Origin of the sequence: Thermoanaerobaculum aquaticum (genome assembly GCF_000687145.1) — a bacterium.
GTDB lineage: Bacteria > Acidobacteriota > Thermoanaerobaculia > Thermoanaerobaculales > Thermoanaerobaculaceae > Thermoanaerobaculum > Thermoanaerobaculum aquaticum.
Genome location: NZ_JMFG01000002.1, coordinates 101,599 through 124,820 on the forward strand (window position 1 = coordinate 101,599; position 23,222 = coordinate 124,820).

Genomic DNA, 23,222 nt, shown 5'->3' on the forward strand with positions numbered 1-23,222 from the left:
CCGCGCGCACTTTAGCAAGACCTGTCAAGGGTGGGGCTACAATGCTGCTGAAGGATCGGGGGAAGCTATGAAGAGGCTTTGGTTGGCGGGAGTGTTGGTTTTGAGCTTGTCCGGGTGCAGTACCGGCGTGCCCACCGGCGTTCCCGGTGTGGAACAAATGGGGGCCACGGTGCTGCGCTACCAGGGGCCGGAGGTTGAGCTGGCCCTGGGTTACCGTTTTGCCACCTTGAGCCTGGGGGACGAGTGGCTGATGCTGGATTTGGCCATCACCGCCGCCCCGGGAAAGGTGGTGGAGGTGAAAAGGGATGGAGTTTTCGTGCTGACGCCTGGCGGGGAGCGTCTGCCCCTGGCCAGCCAGGAGCAGTTTGCGCAGGCGTATGCGGCGCTGCAACCCACCCTCCGGCGGGCTGCTTTGGCTGCTGACCCTCTGGGCTACTTCAACCGGGAAATCCCGTGCGCTTTGGGTTTCTTTGCGGCACCGGGGGAAGGGCTAGTTTACCCTTCGGTGCACCTGGACGACCGGCGGGTTTGCGAGGGGAGGCTTTACTTTTTCGTGCCGGGAGGGATCCAAGCCGGCCGCTGGACCTTGGGCATTGACCTGGTGGAAACCCAGGTGCGGGTGCCCTTTGTGCTCAAGGCCCGCTAAGCCTTCCGGAAGCGGCCATCGGCTTCCTTCACCAGCTTGCCCTCCAGCTCCAGGGCCGTGAGCTCCGGCAGCAAATCGGCCACGGGCTTTCCGCAGCGGGCGGCCAGCTCGTCCACGGTTAAGGAAAGCCCCTGGGGGAAAAACCGCAACAAGCCCGGCTCTTCCTTGCTTACGGCCGGTGGCTGAGCGCTGGCGGTAAGCCCTAGCGCATCCAAAACGTCCTGGGCACACAGCACGGGAGCGGCACCGGCGCGCAGCAAACCGTTGGGACCGGCGGAAAGCGGGGAAAACACCGAACCGGGCACGGCCATGACCTCCCGCCCCTCCTCCAGGGCCAGCTTGGCGGAAAGCAAGGCCCCGGAGCGCTGGTCGGCTTCCACCACCACCAAAATTTGGGAAAGCCCGGCAATGAGCCGGTTGCGCTCGGGGAAGTTCTCCTGGCGGGGAGGGGTGCCCGGGGGGTACTCGGTGAGGATGCCACCCCGCTGGGCAATGGCCGTGGCCAGCTCCCCATGTTCGGGTGGGTAAACCCGGTCGCAGCCGCTCCCCCAAACCGCCACCGTGAGGCCACCTCCCTCGAGAGCACCGCGGTGCGCTGCCGCATCCACCCCCCGAGCCATTCCCGAAACCACCCACACCCCGGCTTGCGCCAGCTCCCGCCCCAGGTAGTGCGCTACTTCCCTGCCGTATGCGGAGGCCCGCCGCGATCCCACAATGGCCACCGTGGGTCCGGTGGGAAAGCGGCCCTTGAGGAAAAGCCCCAAGGGCGGATCGGCAAGGGCCCGGAGCGGCTCGGGGAAGGAAGGATCGGAAGCTGGATACCAGGTAAAGCCGGCGCGGGCGGCCTCGGCTAAGGCGCGCTGGGCTTTCTCACCGAACTCTGGTTCGGGGCTTTCCCCAGCCTGCAGGTGCCGTCGGGCTTCCTCCCGCCCCTTGCGCCCGGAGCCCGCCAATACCCAAGCCAGTGCCGAGAGAGAATCATCCATGGCCGGCAAGCGTTATCATAACCGTGGCATTGCGTGGGGGACGGGTATGAGGCGGGCGGTCCTGCTTGGGGTGGCGGTCCTTTTCCTAGCTTCTTGCGCCAGTCAAAAGTCTGCCCTTTCGGCGCGGGAGCAAATGCGGCAGGGGGTGGAGGCGGCGGTGGCGGGTCTCTGGCAGGAGGCGGCCTTCCGCTTTGAGCGCGCCCGGGCTTTGGCGGGGGAGAGCCCGGAGCTTTTAAACAATTTGGCGGTTGCGTACGAGGCGTTGGGTCGCTACGAGGAAGCCCTGGCCACCTACAAACGGGCGCTGGAGCTTTCCCCCCACAACTCCCGCATCCGCCGCAACTACGCGCGTTTTGCCGAGTTTTACGCCTCCTACATCCGCGGCATTAGGCCCAAAGGGGGGGACGATGAGGGGCGTTAGCTGGCTTTTGGCGGTGCTGGTTCCGGCGGTGGCCTTGGCCGGCGTGCGGGAAGTGGAAATTTCCCTGCCGGTGCGGCCCAAGCTCCTGCTCACCGGCCACGAAAGGGTGTATTTGGGTCCCTTTATCCGCGAGGCACCCAAGGCCGACGTGCCCCAGCAGAAGCTGGGTTTTGACGTGGCTCAGGAGTTCGAACGCTACTTGCGCCGGCTTTTGCGCCGGGAATCCAAGCTGCAGCTGCTGCCCCCGGTGGAAGGGCTACGGCCCCCCGCCGCCGACGCCCTTGCCTTGGCCCGCGCCACCCAGTTTTGGCGCGAGCTGGGCTCGCAAACGGGGGCGGACCTCATCGTGGCGGGGAGCGTGGACTTCCAGGTGCAGGACCGCTCGGGGTACAAGACCGAGGAGTACGTTTCCCCCATTGACGGCCGCACCTACTACCGTCAGGTGCTGGTGGAGCAAACCGGTTTTGCCTACGACATCCTGCTGCAGGTTTACGACGGCCGCACCGGGGCTTTGCTTCTGGAGCAACCCCTTAAGGATTTCCAGGAGCGAGCCGACCGCAGCTTTGACGAGTTTACCGGCATGTTTTCCAACCTTTACGCTCTGGAAAACCAGCTCATCGGCATTTTTGTCCCGCGTACGGTGAAGAGCAAGCGCATCTTGTTTACCGATTAAAAGGGGGCGCTTATGCGTGGCAAGATCCTGGCGTTAAGCGTACTGGTGGCTGCTGCAGCTCACGCCCAGTACTTTGGCAAGAACAAGGTCCGCTACGACACCTTTTCCTGGCAAGAGTTTGCCACCCCGCACTTTCGCATTTCCTTTTACGATCGGGTGGAGCCGCAGCTGGGCAAGGTGGCTTCCTTTGCCGAAAGCGCCTACGATGAGCTGGCGAGAAAGCTCAACTTCCAGATTCCCGAACCCATTCCCCTCATCGCTTACGCCACCCACGCTGAGTTTGAGCAAACCAACGTGATCATCGAAGGCATCCCCGAAGGCGTGGGGGCGTTTGCGGTGCCGGCCCGCAACCGCATGGTGCTGCCGGTGGATTTGCCCGATGCTGAGCTGCAAAAGCTCATCCAGCACGAGCTGGTGCACATCTTCCAGTACGAGATCCTGTTCCAGGGCAAGCTGGGCAAGGCCCTCACTACCAACATCCCCCAGTGGTTCATGGAAGGCATGGCCTCGTACCTGGCCCAGGACGAGGACTCCCGGGCCAAGGCGGTGATGCGGGATGCGACCCTGGCCGATCGCGTTCCCTCGGTGGCCGATAACGTCACCGGCTACTTCGCCTACCGCTTTGGGCACATGGTGTTTGCCTTTGTGGAAAGCGAGTGGGGGGTGGAGGGCTTACGGGACTTCATCTTTGAAACCCGCAACACCCTCACCGGCGCGGTGGACAAGGCGGTGAAGCGCGCCTTCGATTTGGACGTGGAGGAGTTTGACGCCCGCTTCCGGGCGTGGCTGCGCAAGAAGTACCAGCCGGTGGCCCTGGAGCGGGGGGACCCCCGGGAGTTTGGCCCGGCGTTCCGGATCGAGGAGGGGGTACGCTCGGCGGAGGCCTCCCCAGCGGTTTCGCCCTCGGGGGAGCTCATTGCCGCCTTTACCACCTATAAGGACGATGTGGACGTGGCGCTGTTTTCGGTGCCCAAGCGCAAGCTCTACAAAAACCTCACCCGCGGCTACACCACCCGCTACGAGTACCTGGTGGCGCAGCTTTTCACGGTGGGACCTAACCGCGGCAGGGATTTGGCCTTTTCCCCCGACGGCGACACGGTGGCGGTCTTTGCCCGTAGTGGCCGGGGACGGGTGCTCTTGCTTCTGGATGCCCTGAAAGGGGGTGTGGCGAAGGAGTATCCCATCCCGCAGGACCAGGCCATGGAGCCGGCCTTTTCCCCCGACGGTAAAACCGTGGCCTTTCACGCCTTTGCCAACGGCCAGGCGGATATCTTCCTTCTGGATTTGGCCAGCGGCACGGTGCAAAACCTCACCAACGACCCGGCTTACGATGCCGCCCCGGTGTTTTCCCCCGATGGCAAGTTCCTGGTGTACTCCTCCCAAAGCGGCGAACACGCCAAGCTCTTCCAGCTGGAGCTGGCCAACCCCCAAAACCGCGTGCAGCTCACCTTTGGGGCCGGGGACGATGAAGGCGCCAGCTTTTCCCGGGACGGCAAGGCCCTTTATTTTGCTTCCGATCGCGATCAAGGGGTTTTTGACATCTACCGCCTGGATCTGGAAACCCGCAAGCTCACCCGCCTCACCAAGGTCATCGGTGCCGCTTTAAACCCGGTGGCGGTGGTGACCAAGGACGGGGAGCGGGTGGTGTACCAGGCTTACACCAAAGGTCGCTGGCAGCTTTACCTCACCGATCCGGGGCAAGGGGAAGAGGTGGGGCGGGAGGAAGAGGCTGCCCCGGTGCAGCAGCGGGAGGTTTTCGTGCCGGCCATTACCGTACCGGTGACCCAGGACAAGATCTCGCCGGTGAAGGGGCACAAGCTGTTTGCCGACAACGTGCAGGTTGCCGTGCAGTTTTCCGAAGACCAAACGCTCATCTCCCAGGCTTTCCTTTCCTTTGCCGACCACTACGGTGACCGCCGCCTCAACGTGCTGTTGGAGTCGGTCTCCGGGTACTCCAACTTCCAGGTAGCCTACGTGAACCTGGAGAAGCGCTGGCAGTGGGGGGTCACGGTTTTCGACGATCGCTCCTACTTCGTGGCTGCCGATACCTTTACCGGAAGGGAAGTGCGTCTTAAAAGGCTTTACCGAGAGACCGGGGCCGCGGTGTTTGCCCAGTACCCGCTTTCCCTTTACCTGCGTGCAGAAGCGGCGGCTGGCTACATTTACCGCGACATTGACTACCCCGTCTTGTTTGGCGGGCAGCTGTTCTTCATCCCCATCACCGACCACATCCCCTTTGTGCAGGCGGGGCTTACCGGCGACACCACCGGCTGGAACGACTACGGCCCGCACTGGGGCCGGCGGTGGTCGCTGCTTTTGGCCCAGGCCTTTGACGCCAAAAACGGGGGAACTTTGTCCCGGGAGCTGCGCCTGGACGCCCGCCAGTACCTGCCGCTTTCCCGCCGCAACGAGCTGGCCTTCCGTTTGTTTGCGGCGGTGGCCGATGGCAACCGCCCCAGCATCTTTTACTTTGGCGGCGTGGACACCTTGCGGGGCTTTGATTACCGCTCGGTGCTGGGTAACCAGGCCGCTTACTTCAACGCCGAGTGGCGCTTCCCGCTCATTGACCACCTGGTGCTTCCCTGGTTGCACCTGCGGGATTTCCGGGGACGGTTCTTCCTGGACGTGGGAGCCGCGCGGGTGGACGTCCCGGGGTACACCCAGCCCTTCCGCTTCATGAAAGACGGACAGCTCCAGGACGGGCTTTCCTCCTACGGCTTTGGCTTTTCGGTGGAGCTCTTCGGCTTGCCGGTGCACTGGGACTTTGCCAAACGGTGGGACTTCAAGAAGACCCTGGACAAAGGGTTCAACACCAGCTTCTGGATCGGTTTCCGGTACTAACGACTCCAGGCAACCTTGACTTCTGAGACACATTCGCAAAGGATTCTCCCGTGATACGCGCGCCTTACACCAAGGGGGATGCGCTGGAGCCGGGGGTCATTGCGGTTCCCCCCCAGCTTTCCTTTTGGAAGAGGCTTCTGGCCTTTTCGGGTCCCGCTTACCTGGTGAGCGTGGGTTACATGGACCCGGGGAACTGGGCTACGGATATTGCCGCAGGCTCCAAGTTTGGCTACGCGCTGCTGTGGGTTTTGGTGATGTCCAACCTCATGGCGCTGCTTCTGCAGAGCCTTTCCGCCCGGTTAGGGATCGTCACCCGCATGGACCTGGCCCAAGCCTGCCGGGCCCTTTACGGTAAGAAGGCGGGGTTGGCCCTTTGGGTATTGGCGGAAATTGCCATCGTGGCCTGCGATTTGGCGGAGGTCCTGGGCTCCGCCATTGGTCTGCAGCTGCTCTTCGGCTTGCCCCTCATCGCCGGCATCCTCATCACCGCTCTGGATACCTTTTTGCTTTTGCTTCTGCACGGCCGCGGCGTGCGGCTTTTGGAAGCCTTCATCGTGGTGCTGGTGACCACCATTGGCGTGTGTCTGGCCTTGGAGGTTTTCCTGGCCAAACCTGGGCTGGCGGAGGTGGCTGCAGGCCTGGTGCCGTCGTTGCCGGGGGAAGGGGCGCTGTACCTGGCCATGGGGATGCTGGGGGCCACGGTGATGCCCCACAACATCTACCTGCATTCGGCTTTGGTGCAGTCGCGGCGGGTTGCCCCCACCCCTGCCGGGATCCGCTCGGGGATCCGCTTTAACACCATTGACTCCTTCGTGGCGCTCAACGGTGCTCTGTTCGTCAACGCTTCGTTGCTTGTAATGGCTGCCGCGGCCTTCCACAAGGCCGGGTTTCACAGGGTGGAGGACATTCTGGAGGCCCACCGCCTGCTGGAGCCCATTCTTGGCGAGGCCATAGCCCCGGTGGCCTTTGCCGTGGCGCTCTTGCTGTCCGGGCAGTCCTCCACGATTACCGGCACCCTGGCCGGGCAAATCGTCATGGAGGGGTTCCTGCAGCTGCGCCTGCGCCCCATCGTGCGGCGCATGCTCACCCGGGCGGTGGCCATCGTGCCGGCGGTGGCGGTGATTGCCACCATGGGGGAAAAAGCCACCGGCGAGCTTCTGGTTCTTTCGCAGGTCATTCTCTCCCTGCAACTGCCCTTTGCCGTCATTCCCCTGGTGCACCTGGTTTCCGACGGCCGGTGGTTGGGGCAGTACGCCATCGGCCGCCGGCTGAAGGTGCTGGCCTGGCTGGTGGCGGGGCTCATTACCGGTCTCAACGCCCTTTTGGCCTACCAGGAAATCAGCGGCTGGTTGGCGGCCGCCGGGAGTTGGGCGTGGCTTCTGTGGGTGACGGTGGTGCCTGCCGCGGTGGGTCTGGTGGTCTTTCTGGGGTTTGTGATCATCGGCCCGCTCTGGCAGAGGATGAAGGGCTTGCCGCTGCCGGAAATTGCCAGCGTCCACGGTCCCGCTTCCATGCCGGCCCTGGCCCCCCCTCGCCCACCCCAGCGCATTGCCGCGGCGGTGGACTTTTCGCCGGCGGATACGGCGGTGCTTTCCTACGCCGTGGCCTTGGCCCGGGCCTCCGGCCGGGGTGCGCAGGTGCTGTTGTTCCACGTGGTGGAGTCGGGGGGGGTGAGGATCCTGGGCGGAGAGATGGACGACCGCGAGGTGCGGTCCGACACCGAGAGGCTGGAGCTTTACCGCACCGAGCTGGCGGAGCAGGGGGTGGAAGCGGTGTACGAGCTGGGGTTTGGCGAACCGGCGGTGCAGCTGGCCCGCCTGGCCGAAACGCACGGCGCCGAGCTCATGGTGGTGGGCAGCCACGGTCACGTCGGGATGGCTGATTTGGTGCACGGCACCACCGTAAACCACCTTCGGCACCTGCTGAAGATTCCGGTTTTGGTGGTGCCGGCGGGTTCCTAGCGCGGCCCAACCTGAAGGTTGTTCCTCGAAAACCCTGACAGCTTTTCACGACCCCGTGGGTTGACTGCGGCTCGAAATTTTTGGATAATTCTTCTCGAACGTGATGCCCCCAAGGCGATCACGTGAAAGGAGGAACGTTCATGAGCTTGGTAGGCAAACCGGCACCGCTTTTTACCCTGGAGGGTTACCACAACGGCGAGTTTGTAAGCGTTTCTCTGGAGAAGCTGCGGGGCAAGTGGGTGTATTTGCTCTTTTACCCGCTGGACTTCACCTTCGTGTGCCCCACCGAGGTGCTGGCCTTTTCCCGGGACGCCCATGAGTTTGCCGCGCGCAACTGCCAGATCTTTGGCGTTTCCGTGGATTCCAAGTACACCCACAAGGCGTGGGTGGATGCGCCCCGGGAGCGAGGGGGTCTGGGTGGCTCGTTGAACTACCCCCTGCTGGCAGACTTGACCAAGGAGGTTTCCCGCGCTTACGGCGTGTTGGACGAGCAAGCGGGCGTGGCGCTGCGGGGGCTTTTCCTCATCAACCCCGAAGGGGTGATTGTCCACGAAACCACGAACTTCCTGCCGGTGGGTCGCTCTTCCCGGGAAGCCCTGCGCACGCTCAAGGCCTTCCAGTACGTTTCCCAGCACACCAACGAGGTTTGCCCGGCCGACTGGGATGAGGGCAAGGACACCATGGTGGCCACGCCAGAAGGTGCCGCCCAGTACCTGGCCACCCACTGACCGTCTTTGGCCAAAACTTTCCTTCGGGGCCGCCGCTTCCCGGCGGCCCTCAGTCTTTGAAGCTGACCACAGCCACCGTGCCTGGTCGCACCTGCACGCTCTTTTGCCACAGCTGGCCTTGGCGCCTGAGCTGCACCTTGTACTCGCCGGCGGGGAGGGCAAGCGTTGGGCTGTAGTAGGCCGGCAGCCGGGTCCAGCCGTCGGCAGTGGCAAGGGAAACGCTGAAAGGCGGTAAGGGTGTGCCGTCGGCAGCAACCACCAGCACCTCGTCGCCGTCTTCTGCGGTGATTTCCAGCTTCCCTGCCGGTTGCAGTTGCAGGTTCAACCTGCCGGGCACTGAAAAGGACGCCACCGCGGCGCCAGTGCTTCGCCAGAGGCCCAGGTAGGTCCCCGATGGAAGGCTGGTCACGAACCCCCTGCCGTGCCGATCCAGCTCCACCCACTGCCATACCGGCGGGGACCCCGGTTGCACCGCCATCAGGCTTACCGCTTCCGGAAAGCTGCCATCCTCATCCCGCACCACCACATGGAGCGCGGATTCCGGCTCCAGCTTCAGCTCCAGGGTTTGGGAGCCGCTTTCTGTCAGCTCCACCTCCCGCTGGGAAGGGGCGTAGCCGTTAGCCACCGCCGTTACCCGCAGCCTCCCGGGTGGCAGGTCCCGAAAGCTGAAGCTGCCATCATCCAGGGTGCGGGCCACGCGCTCGGGGTAGCCCCCGGGGCCCAGGTTCACGGTAACGGTGGCTTCGCTGATGGGCTCGCCCTGGCCGGTTACCCTCCCGGTGAGGGCACCGGTGGGCAGCCGCAGCTCCACCTGGTCGTCCTTGGTGAGGTCCAGGCTATGGAGCAGGGCAATCTGCCCGGAGGGGTCCACGACCGTGAGCCGTACCCTTCCCGGTTCCAACTCCCCGAGCACAAACTCCCCGTTTTGGTCGGTGACGTCCTCGGCAAAGCTGGCCTTGTTTTCCACCCGTGCCCGCACCAAAAAGCCGGTGACGGGCGTGGAAGCCCGTTGCAAACGCCCGCGAAGGGTGAGCGAGTGGCTGAAGTCAAACTCCACGAACGCCGGCTTTCCGGCTTCCACTTCCGCCACTGCCGTACGGGTGGCCCCGGAACCCAGGAAGCGGGCAGCCACCGGCTCTTTGCCCAGGGGAACGCCCTCCAGGCGGAAGCGGCCATCGGCCTGCACGGTGGTCCGGGCCCCATGAAAGGCGCGGATTTCGGTTTGCGAAAGCTGCTCGGCGGTTAGGCCCCGCACCACACCCTCCACCACCCCGCCGGGTTTGAGCTGAACGGTACGGGTTACGGTTTTGCCCCCCGCAACCTCTACCGACTCCGTGGCGCGCGCAAAGCCTTCGGCTTGCACCTCCAGCCAGTAGCTGCCGGGGGGAAGGTTGGAAAAGCGCCATCGCCCGGCACCCTCGCTGGCGCCTTCCCGCTCTTCGTGCAAGCCGCCGGCAAGCACCACCCGGCTGTGGGCCACCGGAACCCCCTGCCGATCGGTCACCAGCACCTCCAGCTCACCGAGGCTGCCCAGGTGGAGTTCCACGTCGGTGGTTCCCGCCGCCACCAAGACCCGGTCCCGTTCGCCGGAAGACCCCGTAGCCTGCACCTGGTAGGTTCCTGGGCGAAGCCCCGAAAGCTGGAAGTAACCACCAGAGTCGGTAAGGTCTGACACGTAAATGGAGCTTTTTGCTGTGGCCGCTGCTTGCTGCGGACGGGCCTCCTCCGCGGACACCCACACACCGGCAGCCGGTTCCCCGCTGTTTTCGTAAACCCTCCCGCGGATGGCCAGGCCTTTGCTTAACCGGATGAGCAAGGGACGGTGTTCCTTGCCCGCTTCCAGCTCCACGGTGCGGGATACCGGGATGTAGCCCTTGGCCTCCACCTGAATCACCACGGTTCCAGGGGAGAGGCCGCCCAGCTGGAACGTCCCTTGGTCGTCGGTTAACGCGAAGTCTTGGTAGATCCGGCGGTACGCCCAGCCGGCGCCTACGAGGGGCACGGGGGCGCCGGCCTGGACTTGCGCGCCCCGGACCGGCTCGCCGGAAGCTTCGTCCACCACCCTCCCCTGAAGGCGGAGGCCAGTGGTCACCCGCAACTCCACGGGGCCGGCCGGAGGAAGGTCCAGTTTTGTTGGGGAGCCGGGAATGAGATCATCGCCCACGGCATTGAGGTAGACCACGCCTTTTACCGGTTGATCAGAAAAGCTGAAAAAGCCATGCTCGTCGGTCAGCGCCCACCCCAGATCGTTGGCGCCTGGCGAGCTCCCCAGCCAAACCGTTGCCTGGCCCACCCCTTCTCCCCGTTCGTTCACCACCCTTCCCGCCACCTTTACCCCCGGCTCCAGCGTGACCACCCCTAGGTGCAAACCGCTGGCCGGCAGCTGCACGGTCAGAAGGCACGGCACAAAGCCCCTTCGGTGCAAGCGCAAGCCAAATTTGCCGGTGGGAAGAGCGGTGATCACCACGTTTCCCTGGGTGTCGCTTTTCCCTTTGGCAAAGGGCGCTTCCCGTTCGGCCAAAAACGCGGAGAAGGTTTCATCCTCCTCCAGCCTGTAAAGCTCTACCTGCACTTCCGACAACGGCTGGCCGCTTTGATCCTGTACGGTAGCGCTCAAGCGAACGCCCGGGTTGAGCGTCAAATCCAGCGAGCCAACCTCACCGGCGGCCAGCTGCAAGCTTGGGCTTTTGGCAACCCACTGACCCCACCTCGCCTGAACCCAAACCTCCCCGGGGGGAAGCCCCGCCACCTGCCACTGCCCCAGGCTGTCGCTTACCGCCAGCACGCCCTGGTCGTTGCCCTTCTCTTGGGTTCCCGGGCGCAGCGGCGCCCTGTTCGGTGCCGCCACCCGGATGGGTACGTGGGCCAGAGGTCGCCCCTGGGGGTCCAGGGTTCGCCCTTTCAACGAAGCGGCAGGGACCAAACGCACCACCAGCTCCTCACGATCCCTCTCCAGGGGATAGGTGGCAAAGCACTGACCCGGAGCTGCCACCCAGAGGGCAGCTTCGAGGCCGGGATTGGGGACCTGTCCGCCCTCGGGAGGGAGCACCCAAAAGGTCCCGCTCAAGGCCTCGGGCCAGCCGCTGGTGCGCACCAGAAGCGGGCCGTAGGGCTTTGCCGGAACCAGGCGGAGGGCGGGCACCGGCTTGAGCACCAGCTCCACCTGCGCTGCCCGGGTCACGGCCGCGGCGCCCAAAGCGCCCTGTGTCGCCACAACGCCCCTTGGCTCTTCCGAGTACTGCCAGACCACCGCTGTCCCGTCCTCAGCTGTTCGTACAGCCGACCCCAGAGGCCCCCCTTGAGTGGCCACCTCTGCCCCGGCCACCGGCTGCCCCTGTTCGTTCACCACCCGCACGCGGATGGGCTTGGACGCGTAGATCCAGTGGAATTCGGAGAGGCTGGCGTTGGCAAGGGCCCACCGGCCGTCCTCGGCGAGAGCCACTAAGGGAACCGGAATTCTTTCCGGAAGCGCTACCGCCACTTTCTTTTCAGCCGGAAGCCGCTGGCTGGCCACGATTGGACGCCAGCGAAGCGCTGCCGTTACCAGGTTGGTTGGCTGGGCCAGCGGGCTGAACACGGCAACCGTGGAGGCTTTCCCAAGGGACGGAGTGTGAAGGAGTTTGGTTTCACCCCGGGAAAGCCACGCCTCCGGTAAGGGGAGCTGCTGGGGAAGCCATACCTCCAGCGCCATGGCCACATGTTCGGGGGCCCGCACCTCCACCCGGAGGGGCAAAGGGGCGTCCACCGAAAGGGAAAGCAGGCTCCCGGGTTTGCCGGTAACCCGGGCCAGGGGCTTGGCTGGCCAGGAGGGATCAAACGCCACCCCTCGCCCGGCGGGGAAGACCACAAGCTCCACGGTTTCCGCCGCCCCTTCGGTCCACACCCGGGTTTCCAGGCGCAAAGGCGCGGCGTGCACCAGCGTTGCCGCGAGGATCAAAACCAAGGCCGCCAGGGCAAAAGCTTTCGCTGGCATGGGGCTGCCCTCCCGTTAAGGCAGCTCCACGGTAACGGGTGCCCCACCGGCGGGGATGTCCACCCAGATGGAGGCGCCGGAGTCGGTGAGGAGCTGGTAGCGCCCGGCGGGGAGGAGAAGCGATCGCTGCTGTCCGGCTTTTACCTCCACCTCACCTGCCTCGTTGGCTTGCCAACCCAGGGGCACCGGGAGTCCTTCCGGGAAAAGCACCCGCACCTTGAGGTTCCGCTGGGCAGGGGCGCTTAGGATGAGGCTTCCCCCCTCCTGGAGCACCACCTGAGCCTGGCCAGGGGTAGTTACCACCAAGCCGGCGTGGCCCAGGCCATCCACCACCAAGCCGTAGCGACCGGGGGGAAGGCCGGAAATCACCCCCCGCCCCCGACGGTTCAGGGGAACGGCAAGCTGGCGGGTGAGGCCGCTGGCATCGCTTAACCTGACCCACACCCTTTCCCCGACGCTTCCCCCGAGCTCTTGAACGAAGAGCTCCAGCACCGCTTCCTTGGGTAACGCCAGCACCACCTCCGGTGCCTGCCCCGCACTTATGTGCACCTCTTTCGAGGCGCTACCGTAGCCGGGCGCCTGGGCGGTGATGGTAAAGTCCCCATCGGGGAGGTCGGAAAACCCAAAGCGGCCGTCATCCCCGGTGGTTTCCTGGCGCAAAAAGCCGCCTTTCTGGTGAACGATCACGGTGGCTTCAGCCACTGGTTCGCGGCTTTCCGCCGCCACCACGCTGCCGGCCAGCGCTCCGCTGGGAAGCGCCAGCTCCAGGTGACGGTCGGCGGTGAGCTCCAGCTCTTGGCGCAGGAGAACTTGCCCGCTGGCATCAGCCACCGATAGCTTCCACAGGCCCGCCTCCAGTCCCCGCAGGCGGAACTGCCCCTGGCTGTCGGTGCTATCGGCCACACCTTCACCCTCTCGGCTGGCCGCCACCATAAGCCCCGAAAGCGGCTTGCCCTGTTTGTGAACCTGGCCGGTGAGGGTAAATCCCAACGCGAAATCCAACTCCACCCAGGCCGGGGCGTCGGGCTTGACCTCCACCTGGGCGTTGCGGAAGCGCCCGGTCCAGCCCACCCGCGCCTCCACCCGTTGCTTGCCCAGCGGGGCGTTGGTGATGCGGAAGGAGCCGTCGGGAAGCGGGGTAGCGGAGCTTACCCCCACGCTCACCGAACAGCGGGAAAGCTCGCTAGCCGAAAGCCCCTTCACCACCCCCTCCACCACCCCACCCGCCTCCAGGGTCACTTCCCGCCTGCTCTCCTCCCCGGCTTTCACGTCAAAGCGGAGCCATGCGGGGGCAAAGTTGGGGTGGGTGATGCGCAGGGAGTGGGTGCCGGGGCTGGCCTGCCCTAAGCGCACCTCCCCCAGGGCGTCGGTGATTTGCTTCCAGCTTTGGCCGCTGTTGGCCCAACCCTCAACGCTGGCCCCCGCCACCGGTGCCCCGCTCTTGTCCTTCACGGTCACGGTGAGGGTGCCGGTGGGTTCCAGCTCGAGCTCCAAATCCTCCCGGCCGGCTTCCGCCACTTCCCGGGCTCGCCACCCCTCAGGTGTTTGTGCCATGACCTCGTATCGCCCTGGGGGCAAGTCAGCAACGCGGAACCGGCCTTCGCCATCAGTCACCGAGGACCAAACCTTGATCCGGGAGCCAACCGCTAACCCTCGGGCCTGCTGGCGCTCGGTTTCCAAACGAACCGCCACCCCCACGGCCGGCCTTCCCGAGGGTTCGATGACCCGGCCTGCCAAAACCAGGCCTTCCTCCAGCTGGATCAAAAGGGGTCGCGGTTTTTCTCCGGGTTCCATTCGGACCTGCCGGCTGGTTTCCCGAAACCCTTTGGCCCGAACGTGGAGCTCGATGCTGGGGCTGTCTCCCACTTCCAGGCGGAAAATGCCATCGTTGTCGGTTTCCACCCCCGGCCCCAGGGAGCGCACGCTCATGCCGCTAAAACCCCCAACGACCCGGGTCAGAACTTCCGTTGCATACACGCGGGCCGCTGCGATCGGCTTGCCGTCGGTGGCCCGCACCACCCGCCCCACGATGACCCGGCCGCCGGGGACCACCAGCTCCACCGGTGGGGAGGGCAGCTCCACCTTGAGGGGACGGGAGGAAACCCGGTTTTGCTTTTCCGCCCGCAGGAACACCACCCCCGATCGCGGCAGATCCGGAAACTGGAAGAACCCTGCCTCATCGGTTTCCGTGGATTCGCCAAAAGGCACGTCGCTGTCGGCGCTGACGTACACCTTGGCGCTGGCAATGCCCTCCCCCTTCTCGTCCACCACCCGCCCCTGCAGTGAGGCCCCCGGTTCCATGACCACCGCGCCCAGGTCCTTGCCTTCCGGGGGCAGCTCCACGTTCACCGTGCGCTTTACAAACCCAGCCTTTACCAGCGTGATTTCCACCGGACCGGGAAGCAGCGGCTCCAGGACCATCATCCCGTCCCGGTCGGAGGAACCTTCGGCAATCACCGGGCGGGGTTGCCCCGAATACCACACCGTGCCCTGCCCCCGGCGGGTGACCTGGGCAGTCACACCGGCCAAAGGTCGGCCATGGGGGTCGGTCACCTGCAGGCGACACCGCGCCCCAGGGGTCAGCGTGATGGTCTTGGTTACCCTTTGCCCGGGGGGCACCTCCACTTCCTCCCGGGCTTCCGCCCAAGGGGGCGCCGCCACCCGTACCGTCACGGTTCCCGGTTCCGCGGCCACCTCCAGCGTTCCCAAACTATCGGTCACCCCCCGGGCCAGCAGGGAGGGGGTGGTGTAGCCCGGAGACCACAGGCTCCACCGCTCGGGCTCGTCCACGAAAACCGGCACCCCGGCTTGCGGTTTGCCGGCGGGGTCCACAACCTTCACCTGCAGACGGCCTTCGGGGAGCAACCGGATCCCCACCGAATCCACGTCGCCTTCCACGTCGGTTTGCTGGTAGGCAAACCCCGGAGCCCAGAAGGCAAGGTGCAGCCCCTCTCCCAGCAAGGGGATGCGGTTGGCGCCCGCTCTTGCCTTCCCGTGAAGGTAGCTCAACCAGGGGCGCGGCACCACCTTGAGCCCCGGGTACGGGTAGGCCGGCACCAGGCTCACCTCCTTGCTGGGCTGGAGCTGCAGGCTCACCGGCTCCTGGGCCGGCCACCGGGCGGTTCCCAAGCCCACCCCTTCCTTCCAGGCCACCAGCTGCCATTGGCCGCTTCCCACCGGCACCCGGGCCATCCCCTGAGCATCGCTCACCGCCTCGGCGCCGGAGGGGGCCCTTTCCGCCACCACGGAGGCCCCTGGGACCGGCTTGCCGAGGGCATCCACCACCCGCACGGTGGCCCGGGTGGGGGCAAACCTCACGCTCTCGCGTTCACCGACTAGCTCCCAGCGGGCAAAAGCACCTGATTCATCCTGCCCCCAGAGCACCACCCGGGCCCCTTTGGGAGCGTAAAACTCCAGCTTTCCGTGGCGGGGCAGCTGGCCCGCGGGGATAGCTGGCTGCCAACGGCCCCAGGGGCGGGGCTCGGCCAGGTACCCCCAGAGCCTCAGGCTGCCCTGCCAGGAGCCGGCCACCTCCACCCGGCGCAAAAGGCCCTTGGGCAGCCAAACCGGCGGAAGTTCGCCCGCCTCGGTGAGGTGGAAGGCGGCCGCCGTATGGCCGGGTGCGTGCACCTCCACCCGCCACGGGGAAGATGCCGGCACGTCCAGGCGGAAGGGCGTTCCGCAGGGGGTTTGGGTGGTGGCTAAGGGTAAACCTTGGGGCGTAAGCCCCCAAGGGGCAGGGGAGCCCGCAAAGACCCTCACCTCCACCGTCTTTCCGGGCTGTTCGCAGAAGACCGTGCCGGAAACCACCGAGCCGGGGACAGTCAATGCCAGGACCAGGCATGCGCTCACCATTGGAACCTCCCTACGCCATTTACGGAGCCAGGTCCAGCACCGTTTCCTGTCCGGGTATCACGGTGGCGAGCTTTTCCTGTACCTGCCCATCCCGCCGCACCAGGAGGCGGTAGTCACCGGCGGGAAGGGCAAGCCTCCAGCTCGTTTCCACCCGACGCCAGCCGCCGCTGATGCCCATCCCCCGCCAACCCCAGGGCACCGGCAACCCTTCAGCGGTCAATACCTGCACCTCCACCGGGCTGCCGGATTCCAGAACGAGGGTGCCCCGCGGCTTGAGCTGGAGCTGAACTTTGGAAGGCACGGCAAAGCGCACCACCGCCGCCCCCTGCCCCTGGATCAAAGCCACGTAGTCCCCCGGTGGCAGCTGGGTGACGATGCCCCGCCCTTCCCGATCGAGACTCACGAACACCGGCTGGGGTTCCCCCGAGGGACCCTGGACGTTGGCAAAGACCTCGGTGGGGATGCTGCCGTCTGCGTCGCGCACCACAAGCTCCAGGGTTTGCTGGGGTTCCAGCAAAAGCTCCACCTCGGGGGTGGACTCCCGAACCGTAACGCTGGTTTCCGCCGGCGCAAAGCCGGGTGCGCTGGCCCGCACCCGGAACTCTTGGCCGGTGGGCAGCTCGCGGAAGGTGAAGCGCCCCGTCTCATCGCCGGAGGTGCGACGGATGAAGGCGGTTTGCCCTGGCATTTCCAGGGTAATTTGCGCCTCCGCAACGGGCTCGCGGTTGGTGCGGTTGCGCACCCACCCGGAAAGGGTGCCGTTGGGGAGCAGCAGGGAAACCTGCACGTCCTTTTCCGCCTCCACCTCCCGGGTGAGCAGCCCCTGGCCGTTGGGGTCGCTGACCACCAGCGTCCATTTGCCGGGGGAAAGGCCGGAAAGCGTGAAGCTGCCCCCTTCATCGGTGGTGTCGGAAGCCCGGTCCATGGGGGAGGGCCCGCTGGCCATCACCGCATACCCCACCACCGGCTGGCTCCCCCGTCGCACGGTTCCGGAGATCGTCACACCCTGACCAAAGTCCACCTCCACCTGGGCGGGGGATCCCTCCGGCACCTCCACCGTGAGCCTTCGGGTCCTACCCAGTGGGAAAACCGAAACCACCAGTTCCTGTTTGCCCAAGGGCACGCCCTTAAGGTGGAAGCTGCCGTCACCAGCAACCTTCGTCCGGCTCATCCCCACCCACGCTTGGCAACGGGCCAGCTCCTGGGGGGAAAGGCCCCGCACTACCCCAAGCACTTCCCCGCCCCGGGCCAGCTTCAGCGTTACCGTCTTGGGCCCCTGGGCACCCACGTTGACTTGCTCACTGTCAGCGGCATAGCCTTCCAGGGAAGCGACCACGAAGTAGGTTCCCGGGGCAACGTCCTCAAAGCGGGCCACGCCGGCGGCATCGGTTTGGCGCTCGGGGAGGTCATCGCCAATTCCTGAAGCCGCAACCCGGGCACCGGCCAGCGGTTCCCCTTGTGGCCCCACCACGTGCACCTCCAGGCTCCCCGGGGCCGCCAGGTGCAGCTCGGCTTCCGTATCCCCGCTGATGTCCAGGGTGACCCGGTCCTGGGCGCCCTCCGGGCTTCGCGCTTCCACGGTAAATTTGGCGGGCTTCAACCCGGTGAGGACGAACTGCCCCTGGCCATCGGTGGTGGTGCCCAGGGGCCTGCGGAACATCGCCAGCATGGTGCCGGCGATCCGCTCCCCAGCTTCGTTGGCGGTGACCGTGACCCCTACCGCGGGGCTGCCATCGGCCTCCCACACCCGCCCGCGCAAGGTAAACCCCCGTTCCAGCTGAACAAGGATGAAGCCGGGGGGTTCGTCCTGCTTGATGGGTACGGTTTTTTGGGCGGGGGCAAACCCCGCGGCCCGCACCTCCAGCCGCACCTCCCCAGGCTCATTGATGGCCAGCTCAAAGTAGCCGTCCTGATCGGAGCTGGTGGGGGGGACGGGAACGGCGGATTGCACCGTGAACCCACCGATCCTGCGGGTTAACAGGCGCCCACCGGAAATTTCGGCGTTGGGCACCGCTTCCCCGGTTTCCTTGTCCACCACCCGGCCCTTGAGAAGCTTGCCGGCCTTTACCTTGAGCTCCACGGGTCCAGCGGGGGGCAGGCTGACCTTCACCGGCAAGCTCGAGTACTCCCGGGAGCGGGCTTGAAGGTAAAGGCTCCCTTCTCTGGGTACGTCAGCGAGCTCAAAACCGCCGTCGGCTTCGGTGCGGGTTAAATAATCGTACAAGAAATCGGCGTTGCTGCCTGCCACCACCGTGACATCCGGCAGCCCCCGTCCCTGCTCGTCCACCACCCGCCCCATAATTGTCGTGCCCGACTGCAGCGTCACATCCCCCAGGTCTTTGCCCTCCGGCGGCAGCTTCACCTCTTGCACTGCCGTCACGAAGCCGGCTTTCTTCACCACCAGCTCCAGGGGACCCGCAGGCAAATTGCCCAGGATGACCCGGCCTTCCCGGTCGCTTTCCCCCCGGGCCAGGGCCGGTTTGTCCGTTGCTCCCAGGCGGATGGTAAGCCGGGGCCCCTCTTCCCGGCCGGGGTGAACCTGCACATCGGCACCGGGGATGGGCGTCCCCCGCTCGTCCACCACCCGCAAGCTCAAACGGGTACCGGGGGCGAGGGTGAGGGTGACCGGCAGCCTTTCTTTGGGCTTGGGGCCAAGCTTTCCGGAGTCGGCCCGGCCCAGGACCGGATGGCTGGCCAGAAGCCGCAGCTCCCCGGCGCTCACAGCGAAAGGCCCGAAGCTGCCGTCCTGGCCGCTCACCCAGGCGGGTTCTGGCAAAAGCCGCGTGACGGTGCGAAAACGTGTGAAACGAAACGTGGCTACCTCGCTTTCCTCGCTCCAAACCGGCACGCCAGGGGCGGGAAGCCCCCGCGGGTCCACCACCTTGCCCTCAATCCACGCTTGCGGCGAAAGCCTAACCCCCAGGGTTTGGGTGGGGGATTCCACGGACAGGCTGGTGGCGTCGTACCCGTAGGCCAGGATTTCCATCTCGCCGCCGGGGGGGATGAAGGGGACGCGGCCGCCGGTGCCGCTGAGCAGCAACGGACCGCCGGTGAGGGCGGAGGGGATATAGCGGGGAAACACCAAAAGGGTGGGGTAAGGCTGGGCGGTGACCAGCGGCAAGTAGGCCACCGGGCGTAGCACGATTTTGGCTGTCTCGTTGCTCACCCGGGCCGAGCCCCCCTGCTCTCCGGTCCAGGCCACCACCCGCCCCTTCCACCAGTCGGGGAGGGAAAGCCTGGCCTTGCCGTCCGGCCCTGTGAGGGCGGCCGTCCCCACCGGCATGGCTTCCGCCGCCACCCGCACGTTGGCCTGGGGTTTGCCCTGGGGGTCCTGTACCGTAACCGTTACGGTGCGGCAGCGCAGGCTTACCGGGGCTCCCTTGCCCTCGGTCACGTTGACAAAGGCGAAGCACCCCGATTCATCAACCACCGTCAAACTGGTGAAGACCCCCGGTGCGACAGGCACGTTCACGGCTTTTCCGGCTTCCGCAAAGGCGGTGGGTGTGCTCCACCGCCACCTCCCCACGCGGTCGCCCTCCTCCTGGTCCATCACCAGCAGCTTGCCTTTGCTCCCAGCGCTTGTGATCTGCACGCTGCGGGTCATGGCTTTGGGCAGCCACAGGGGCGGGAGCGTCGCATGCTCGGGGAACCAAACCTCAATGACCCCGGCAGCGTGCCCCGGGGCCGAGACCTCCACTCGCACCGGAAGGGATTCCACCTCCAGCGTGAACGCCGTGGCCGGCATCACTTCCACCGTGCGCAGGGGCTTTCCGGGTTGGTGGGGGGAAGCCATGTTCTTTTCCCCCAGCGGGAAAAGCCGCACCGTGGCTTGCGGGCAGTTGGCCTCGCAGTAAACAGTTCCCGAAAGCTGGTGCGCCTGTACCGAAGCTGCCATAAGCGAGAGCAACGCCACCCCAAAGACCATGCGTCACCTCCCGTAAACTTCGGCCCATTTTAAAAACCCCGGTTCTTGCAGCCAAGGGGTAAGCCTTCTATGCTGTTGAAGGGCGGGAGTAGCGCCGATAGGGGGTGTCGGTGCAACCGAAGAAAGTGCTGGCGGTGGACGATTCCAAGCTCATGCTGCGCATGTACGAGGTGATGCTGCGCGGCACGCCGCTTTTGCTGGCGGAAAACGGGCAACAGGCCTTGCAGCTTCTTGAGCAGAATCCGGACGTGGATCTGGTGCTTCTGGACATCAACATGCCGGTGATGAACGGGCTGGAGTTTCTGGCAGCCCTGGGCCAGCAGGGCCGGCTTCCGGGGCTGCCGGTGATCGTGGTGTCCACCGACGGAGAAGAAGCGCAAATTGAAAAAGGGCTGGCGGCGGGTGCCGTGGCTTACCTTACCAAGCCTTTCGACGCCGAAAGGTTGCGGGCAGCCATTGCTGCCCTGGAGGCCCCATGAAGGAAACCTCGTCGGGAGGTTTGAAGCTGCCCGAGGGCTCGGGGAAGGAGCTGGTGGCCGAGCTGAAGACCACCCTGGAAAAGGCCCGCGAGCTGGTGCGGGAGCTGGAGCACAAGCTGCAGTCGGCAGGGGTGGCCACCGCCGGAAAGGGGGAGGACGATTTGGCCCAACGGCTGGCGCGGACCGAGGCGGACGTCAAGGAGCTGGCTGCGCAGCTGGCGGCTTCCGAGCGGCAAATTTCCCGCCTCATGAACCTTTACGTGGCCACCTACCAGCTCCACGCCACCCTCACCCCTGCGGAGGTGCTGCAAACCATCGCCGAAATTGCTGTGAACCTCTTGGGAGCCGAGGCCTTTGCGGTGCTCCTGCGCCGGGACGGCGGTCAGGGCTTTGAGGTGGCCCTGGCTCAGGGGTTCGACACCGGGGCTTATCCGCTCTTTGCCGGCGACGAGTACCTGGGCGGGGAGGCCGCGGTGGATGCCACACTGGCCGATGGCACCCTGCGCCTGGCGCCCATTCCCAACTCCAGCGTGGTGGCGGTGGTGCCTTTAAAGGTGCAGGGCGAAATCGTCGGGGCTTTGGTGGTGCTCAAGCTTCTGCCCCACAAGCCTTCCCTCCGCCCGGAGGATCGGGAGCTTTTGGATTTGCTTTCCGCCCACGCCGCCTCCGCCCTCTTTGCGGCCCGCATCTTTGCCACCAAGGACCGGCGCCTGCGCACCTTAGAAAGCCTCATCAAGCTGGCACGGGGGGAGTAACCGCAGCATGGGCGAAGGGCCTGCCTCCCAGGGGATTTCCGGCAGCCTCCAGGACGTGGCGGTGGCCGATGTGCTGCAGTTCATCCACCTGGGAAAGCGGACCGGTGTGTTAGCCCTGGAGCGGGGGGAGGACCGCGCCACCATTGGCTTTTTCAAGGGCAAGATCGTCTTTGCGCAAGCCACCGGCGCTCCTCGTATTGGCGACCTGCTTATCCGGCGGGGATTGGTGGACCGCCAGCGGCTGGAGGCGGCGTTGGCTTCCCAAAGGCAAGGTCCGGGGCGCCGATCCCTGGGGCAACTGCTGGTGAACGCCGGGCTGATCAACGGGGCCCAGCTCAAAGCGGTGGTGGAGGAGCAAATCCGCCGGGCGGTGGCGGTGGTTTTGGGGTGGGAAACCGGGGAGTTTGAGTTTTTGCCCGACGACCTAACCCCTGCGGACGAGGTCACCCTCTACCCTTTCGACGTGATCCCCGAAGTGGAGGTGGACACCGCCAAGCTTTTGCAGCAGGCCAGTGAGATCTTCCAGCAAAAAAACCAGCAGGAGGTGGTTTCGCCGGTTACCCCCAAGGCCCCAGAAATACTGACCTCCGAGGACCTTACCAGGGTCTTGGAGCAGCTGGATGCGCAAAGCGCCGAGCACCGGCCCTTGGTTCACGTGCTCACCCCTGACGATGCGTTCCTCGCCCGGCTTTGCGCGGCGTTGCGCGAGGAAGCCCGCACGGTGCGGCGGGTGAGCCTGGAAGAAGCGGGGGATGGGCAAGGACCCATCGTGGTGGTGGCGGATGCTCGGCAGGGCATTTTGGGGCCTTCGGATGTCACCAGGGTACGGCACCTTCGTTCCGGGGTGCGGGTGGTGGTGGTGGCCGAGCCAGGTCAGCCGGTGGCGCCCTACCTGCGGGCCGGAGCGGCGTTGGTGGTGCCGGCGGAACTGGAGGCGGTGGTGGCGGCGGTCACCGCCGCGGCCAGCAGCAAAGAGGAGCTGCCGGCGCCCCGGGAGGGGGCTGCGGAGCTCACGCTCCACCGTCTGCGGCAGGCTTTTGGGGACCTGCGCAGCGGTTTTGTGGCCACCTCCCTGGCCCTCAACCTCTTGAGCATCCTTTCGGAAACTGTGGCACGGGCAGTTTTGCTGTTAGCCAAGGAGCGGGAGCTTTCGGTGCTGGGGGCTTTTGGCCGCGATGCCCGGGGTCAGCTGCTGGCCCAGTCCACCCGCGGTTTGCGCCTTCCCTGGGGCGGCGATGATTTGCTCCGCCGGGCGGTGGAAAGCGGCGAGGTGGTGCGGGGTCCCCATGCCCAGCTGCCGGAGCTGCTGCGGCAGCTTTTGGGTCCGGCGGCCCGGGATGAGGTGGTGGTTTTCCCGGTGCGGGGGGTGCAGCGGGTCATTGCCCTGGTGGTGGCGGACAACGGCGAGCGGGACGCCCCCATTGCCGATTGGGAAATCGTGGAGTTGGCCGCCGAGCAAGCAGGTATGGCCTTTGAAAACGAGCTTTTACGCCGCAAGCTCCTGGAAAAAACCGGGTCAACCCCAAACGCGAAAGACAAGCGCCCCTAAGAGTCCTGCCAGCAAACCCGCCACCAGGTCGTCGGCCACAATCCCCAAACCGCCCGGCAACAGCTCCGCCTGACGCACCGGCGGGGGTTTGAGCACGTCGAAGAGCCGAAAAAGGCCAAAACCCACAACCAGCCACGGAGTCCTAAAGGGCACGCCGGCCCACGCCATGATTTGCAGGGCCCACCACTGCCCCACCACCTCGTCCAGCACCACGGGGCTGGGGTCCACCTCCCCCCGGCGTACCGCTTCCCGGCCGCAAACCAGCGGGGCCAGGAGGGTGAGGCCCACACCAACGGCGAGCCTTAACCCGGCGTCGGGGAACAGCAAGAACAAACCCAGGCCGACGAGGGAACCCACGGTGGTACCGGGGGCGGGGAGGTGCTCCCCCAAAAACCCCACGGTGGCCAAAAACCGGAAAAGCCACACCACC

Annotated in this window: 14 protein-coding genes; 9 read left to right on the top strand and 5 right to left on the bottom strand. The window is 65.6% G+C overall.

What is annotated here, in order from left to right; translation table 11 throughout:
* The first annotated feature begins 67 nt into the window (after positions 1-67).
* Complete coding sequence (locus EG19_RS00680; RefSeq protein WP_038046303.1) at positions 68-646, top strand: hypothetical protein; 579 nt, start codon at positions 68-70, stop codon at positions 644-646.
* On the opposite strand, the gene dprA is transcribed toward EG19_RS00680, so the two are convergent.
* The gene (dprA, locus tag EG19_RS00685) at positions 643-1,632 is read right to left on the bottom strand and encodes a DNA-processing protein DprA (RefSeq protein WP_081799798.1); all 990 of its coding nucleotides are present in this window, start codon (positions 1,630-1,632) and stop codon (positions 643-645) included. The genes EG19_RS00680 and dprA overlap by 4 nt on opposite strands.
* 46 nt (positions 1,633-1,678) lie before the next feature.
* Here dprA and EG19_RS00690 point away from each other — a divergent pair, with 46 nt between their 5' ends.
* From EG19_RS00690 to EG19_RS00710, 5 genes are all read left to right on the top strand, one after another.
* Complete coding sequence (locus tag EG19_RS00690; RefSeq protein WP_038046305.1) at positions 1,679-2,053, top strand: tetratricopeptide repeat protein; 375 nt, start codon at positions 1,679-1,681, stop codon at positions 2,051-2,053.
* Positions 2,040-2,726: a hypothetical protein gene (locus tag EG19_RS00695; protein ID WP_038046307.1), complete on the top strand. Its 687-nt coding sequence runs from the start codon at positions 2,040-2,042 to the stop codon at positions 2,724-2,726. Before EG19_RS00690 ends, EG19_RS00695 begins: the two co-directional genes overlap by 14 nt.
* 12 nt (positions 2,727-2,738) lie before the next feature.
* Positions 2,739-5,567 (top strand): PD40 domain-containing protein, encoded by a 2,829-nt coding sequence (locus EG19_RS00700; protein ID WP_038046309.1) that lies wholly within the window; start codon positions 2,739-2,741, stop codon positions 5,565-5,567.
* Positions 5,568-5,650: 83 nt separating this feature from the next.
* Entirely contained in the window at positions 5,651-7,528 is a 1,878-nt protein-coding gene (locus EG19_RS00705) for an Nramp family divalent metal transporter (protein WP_053334733.1), read from the top strand.
* A gap of 140 nt (positions 7,529-7,668) precedes the next feature.
* Positions 7,669-8,256, top strand: a complete 588-nt coding sequence (locus EG19_RS00710) for a peroxiredoxin (RefSeq protein WP_038046310.1) — start codon at positions 7,669-7,671, stop codon at positions 8,254-8,256.
* 49 nt (positions 8,257-8,305) lie between these two features.
* Here the strand turns inward: EG19_RS00710 and EG19_RS00715 are convergent, their stop codons facing one another.
* The 3 genes from EG19_RS00715 to EG19_RS00725 are packed head-to-tail and all read right to left on the bottom strand — an operon-like array spanning position 8,306 to position 20,009.
* A complete protein-coding gene (locus EG19_RS00715; protein WP_038046312.1) occupies positions 8,306-12,229 on the bottom strand; it encodes a carboxypeptidase-like regulatory domain-containing protein in 3,924 nt (1,307 codons plus the stop codon).
* A 15-nt stretch (positions 12,230-12,244) separates the two neighbouring features.
* Positions 12,245-16,084 (bottom strand): carboxypeptidase-like regulatory domain-containing protein, encoded by a 3,840-nt coding sequence (locus EG19_RS00720; protein ID WP_038046313.1) that lies wholly within the window; start codon positions 16,082-16,084, stop codon positions 12,245-12,247.
* A 19-nt stretch (positions 16,085-16,103) separates the two neighbouring features.
* The gene (locus EG19_RS00725; RefSeq protein ID WP_038046314.1) at positions 16,104-20,009 is read right to left on the bottom strand and encodes a carboxypeptidase regulatory-like domain-containing protein; all 3,906 of its coding nucleotides are present in this window, start codon (positions 20,007-20,009) and stop codon (positions 16,104-16,106) included.
* Between the two features lie 110 nt (positions 20,010-20,119).
* On the opposite strand from EG19_RS00725, the gene EG19_RS00730 reads away from it, so the two are divergent.
* Genes EG19_RS00730 through EG19_RS14235 form a run of 3 tightly spaced genes read left to right on the top strand, consistent with a single transcriptional unit; the run spans position 20,120 to position 22,792 of the window.
* Complete coding sequence (locus EG19_RS00730; protein ID WP_038046497.1) at positions 20,120-20,488, top strand: response regulator; 369 nt, start codon at positions 20,120-20,122, stop codon at positions 20,486-20,488.
* Positions 20,485-21,243, top strand: a complete 759-nt coding sequence (locus tag EG19_RS00735; RefSeq protein ID WP_038046318.1) for a GAF domain-containing protein — start codon at positions 20,485-20,487, stop codon at positions 21,241-21,243. Before EG19_RS00730 ends, EG19_RS00735 begins: the two co-directional genes overlap by 4 nt.
* Positions 21,244-21,250: 7 nt before the next feature.
* Entirely contained in the window at positions 21,251-22,792 is a 1,542-nt protein-coding gene (locus tag EG19_RS14235; protein WP_038046321.1) for a DUF4388 domain-containing protein, read from the top strand.
* Here the strand turns inward: EG19_RS14235 and EG19_RS00745 are convergent.
* Complete coding sequence (locus EG19_RS00745; protein ID WP_161685243.1) at positions 22,760-23,221, bottom strand: phosphatidylglycerophosphatase A family protein; 462 nt, start codon at positions 23,219-23,221, stop codon at positions 22,760-22,762. The genes EG19_RS14235 and EG19_RS00745 overlap by 33 nt on opposite strands.
* Between the last annotated feature and the right edge of the window lies 1 nt (position 23,222).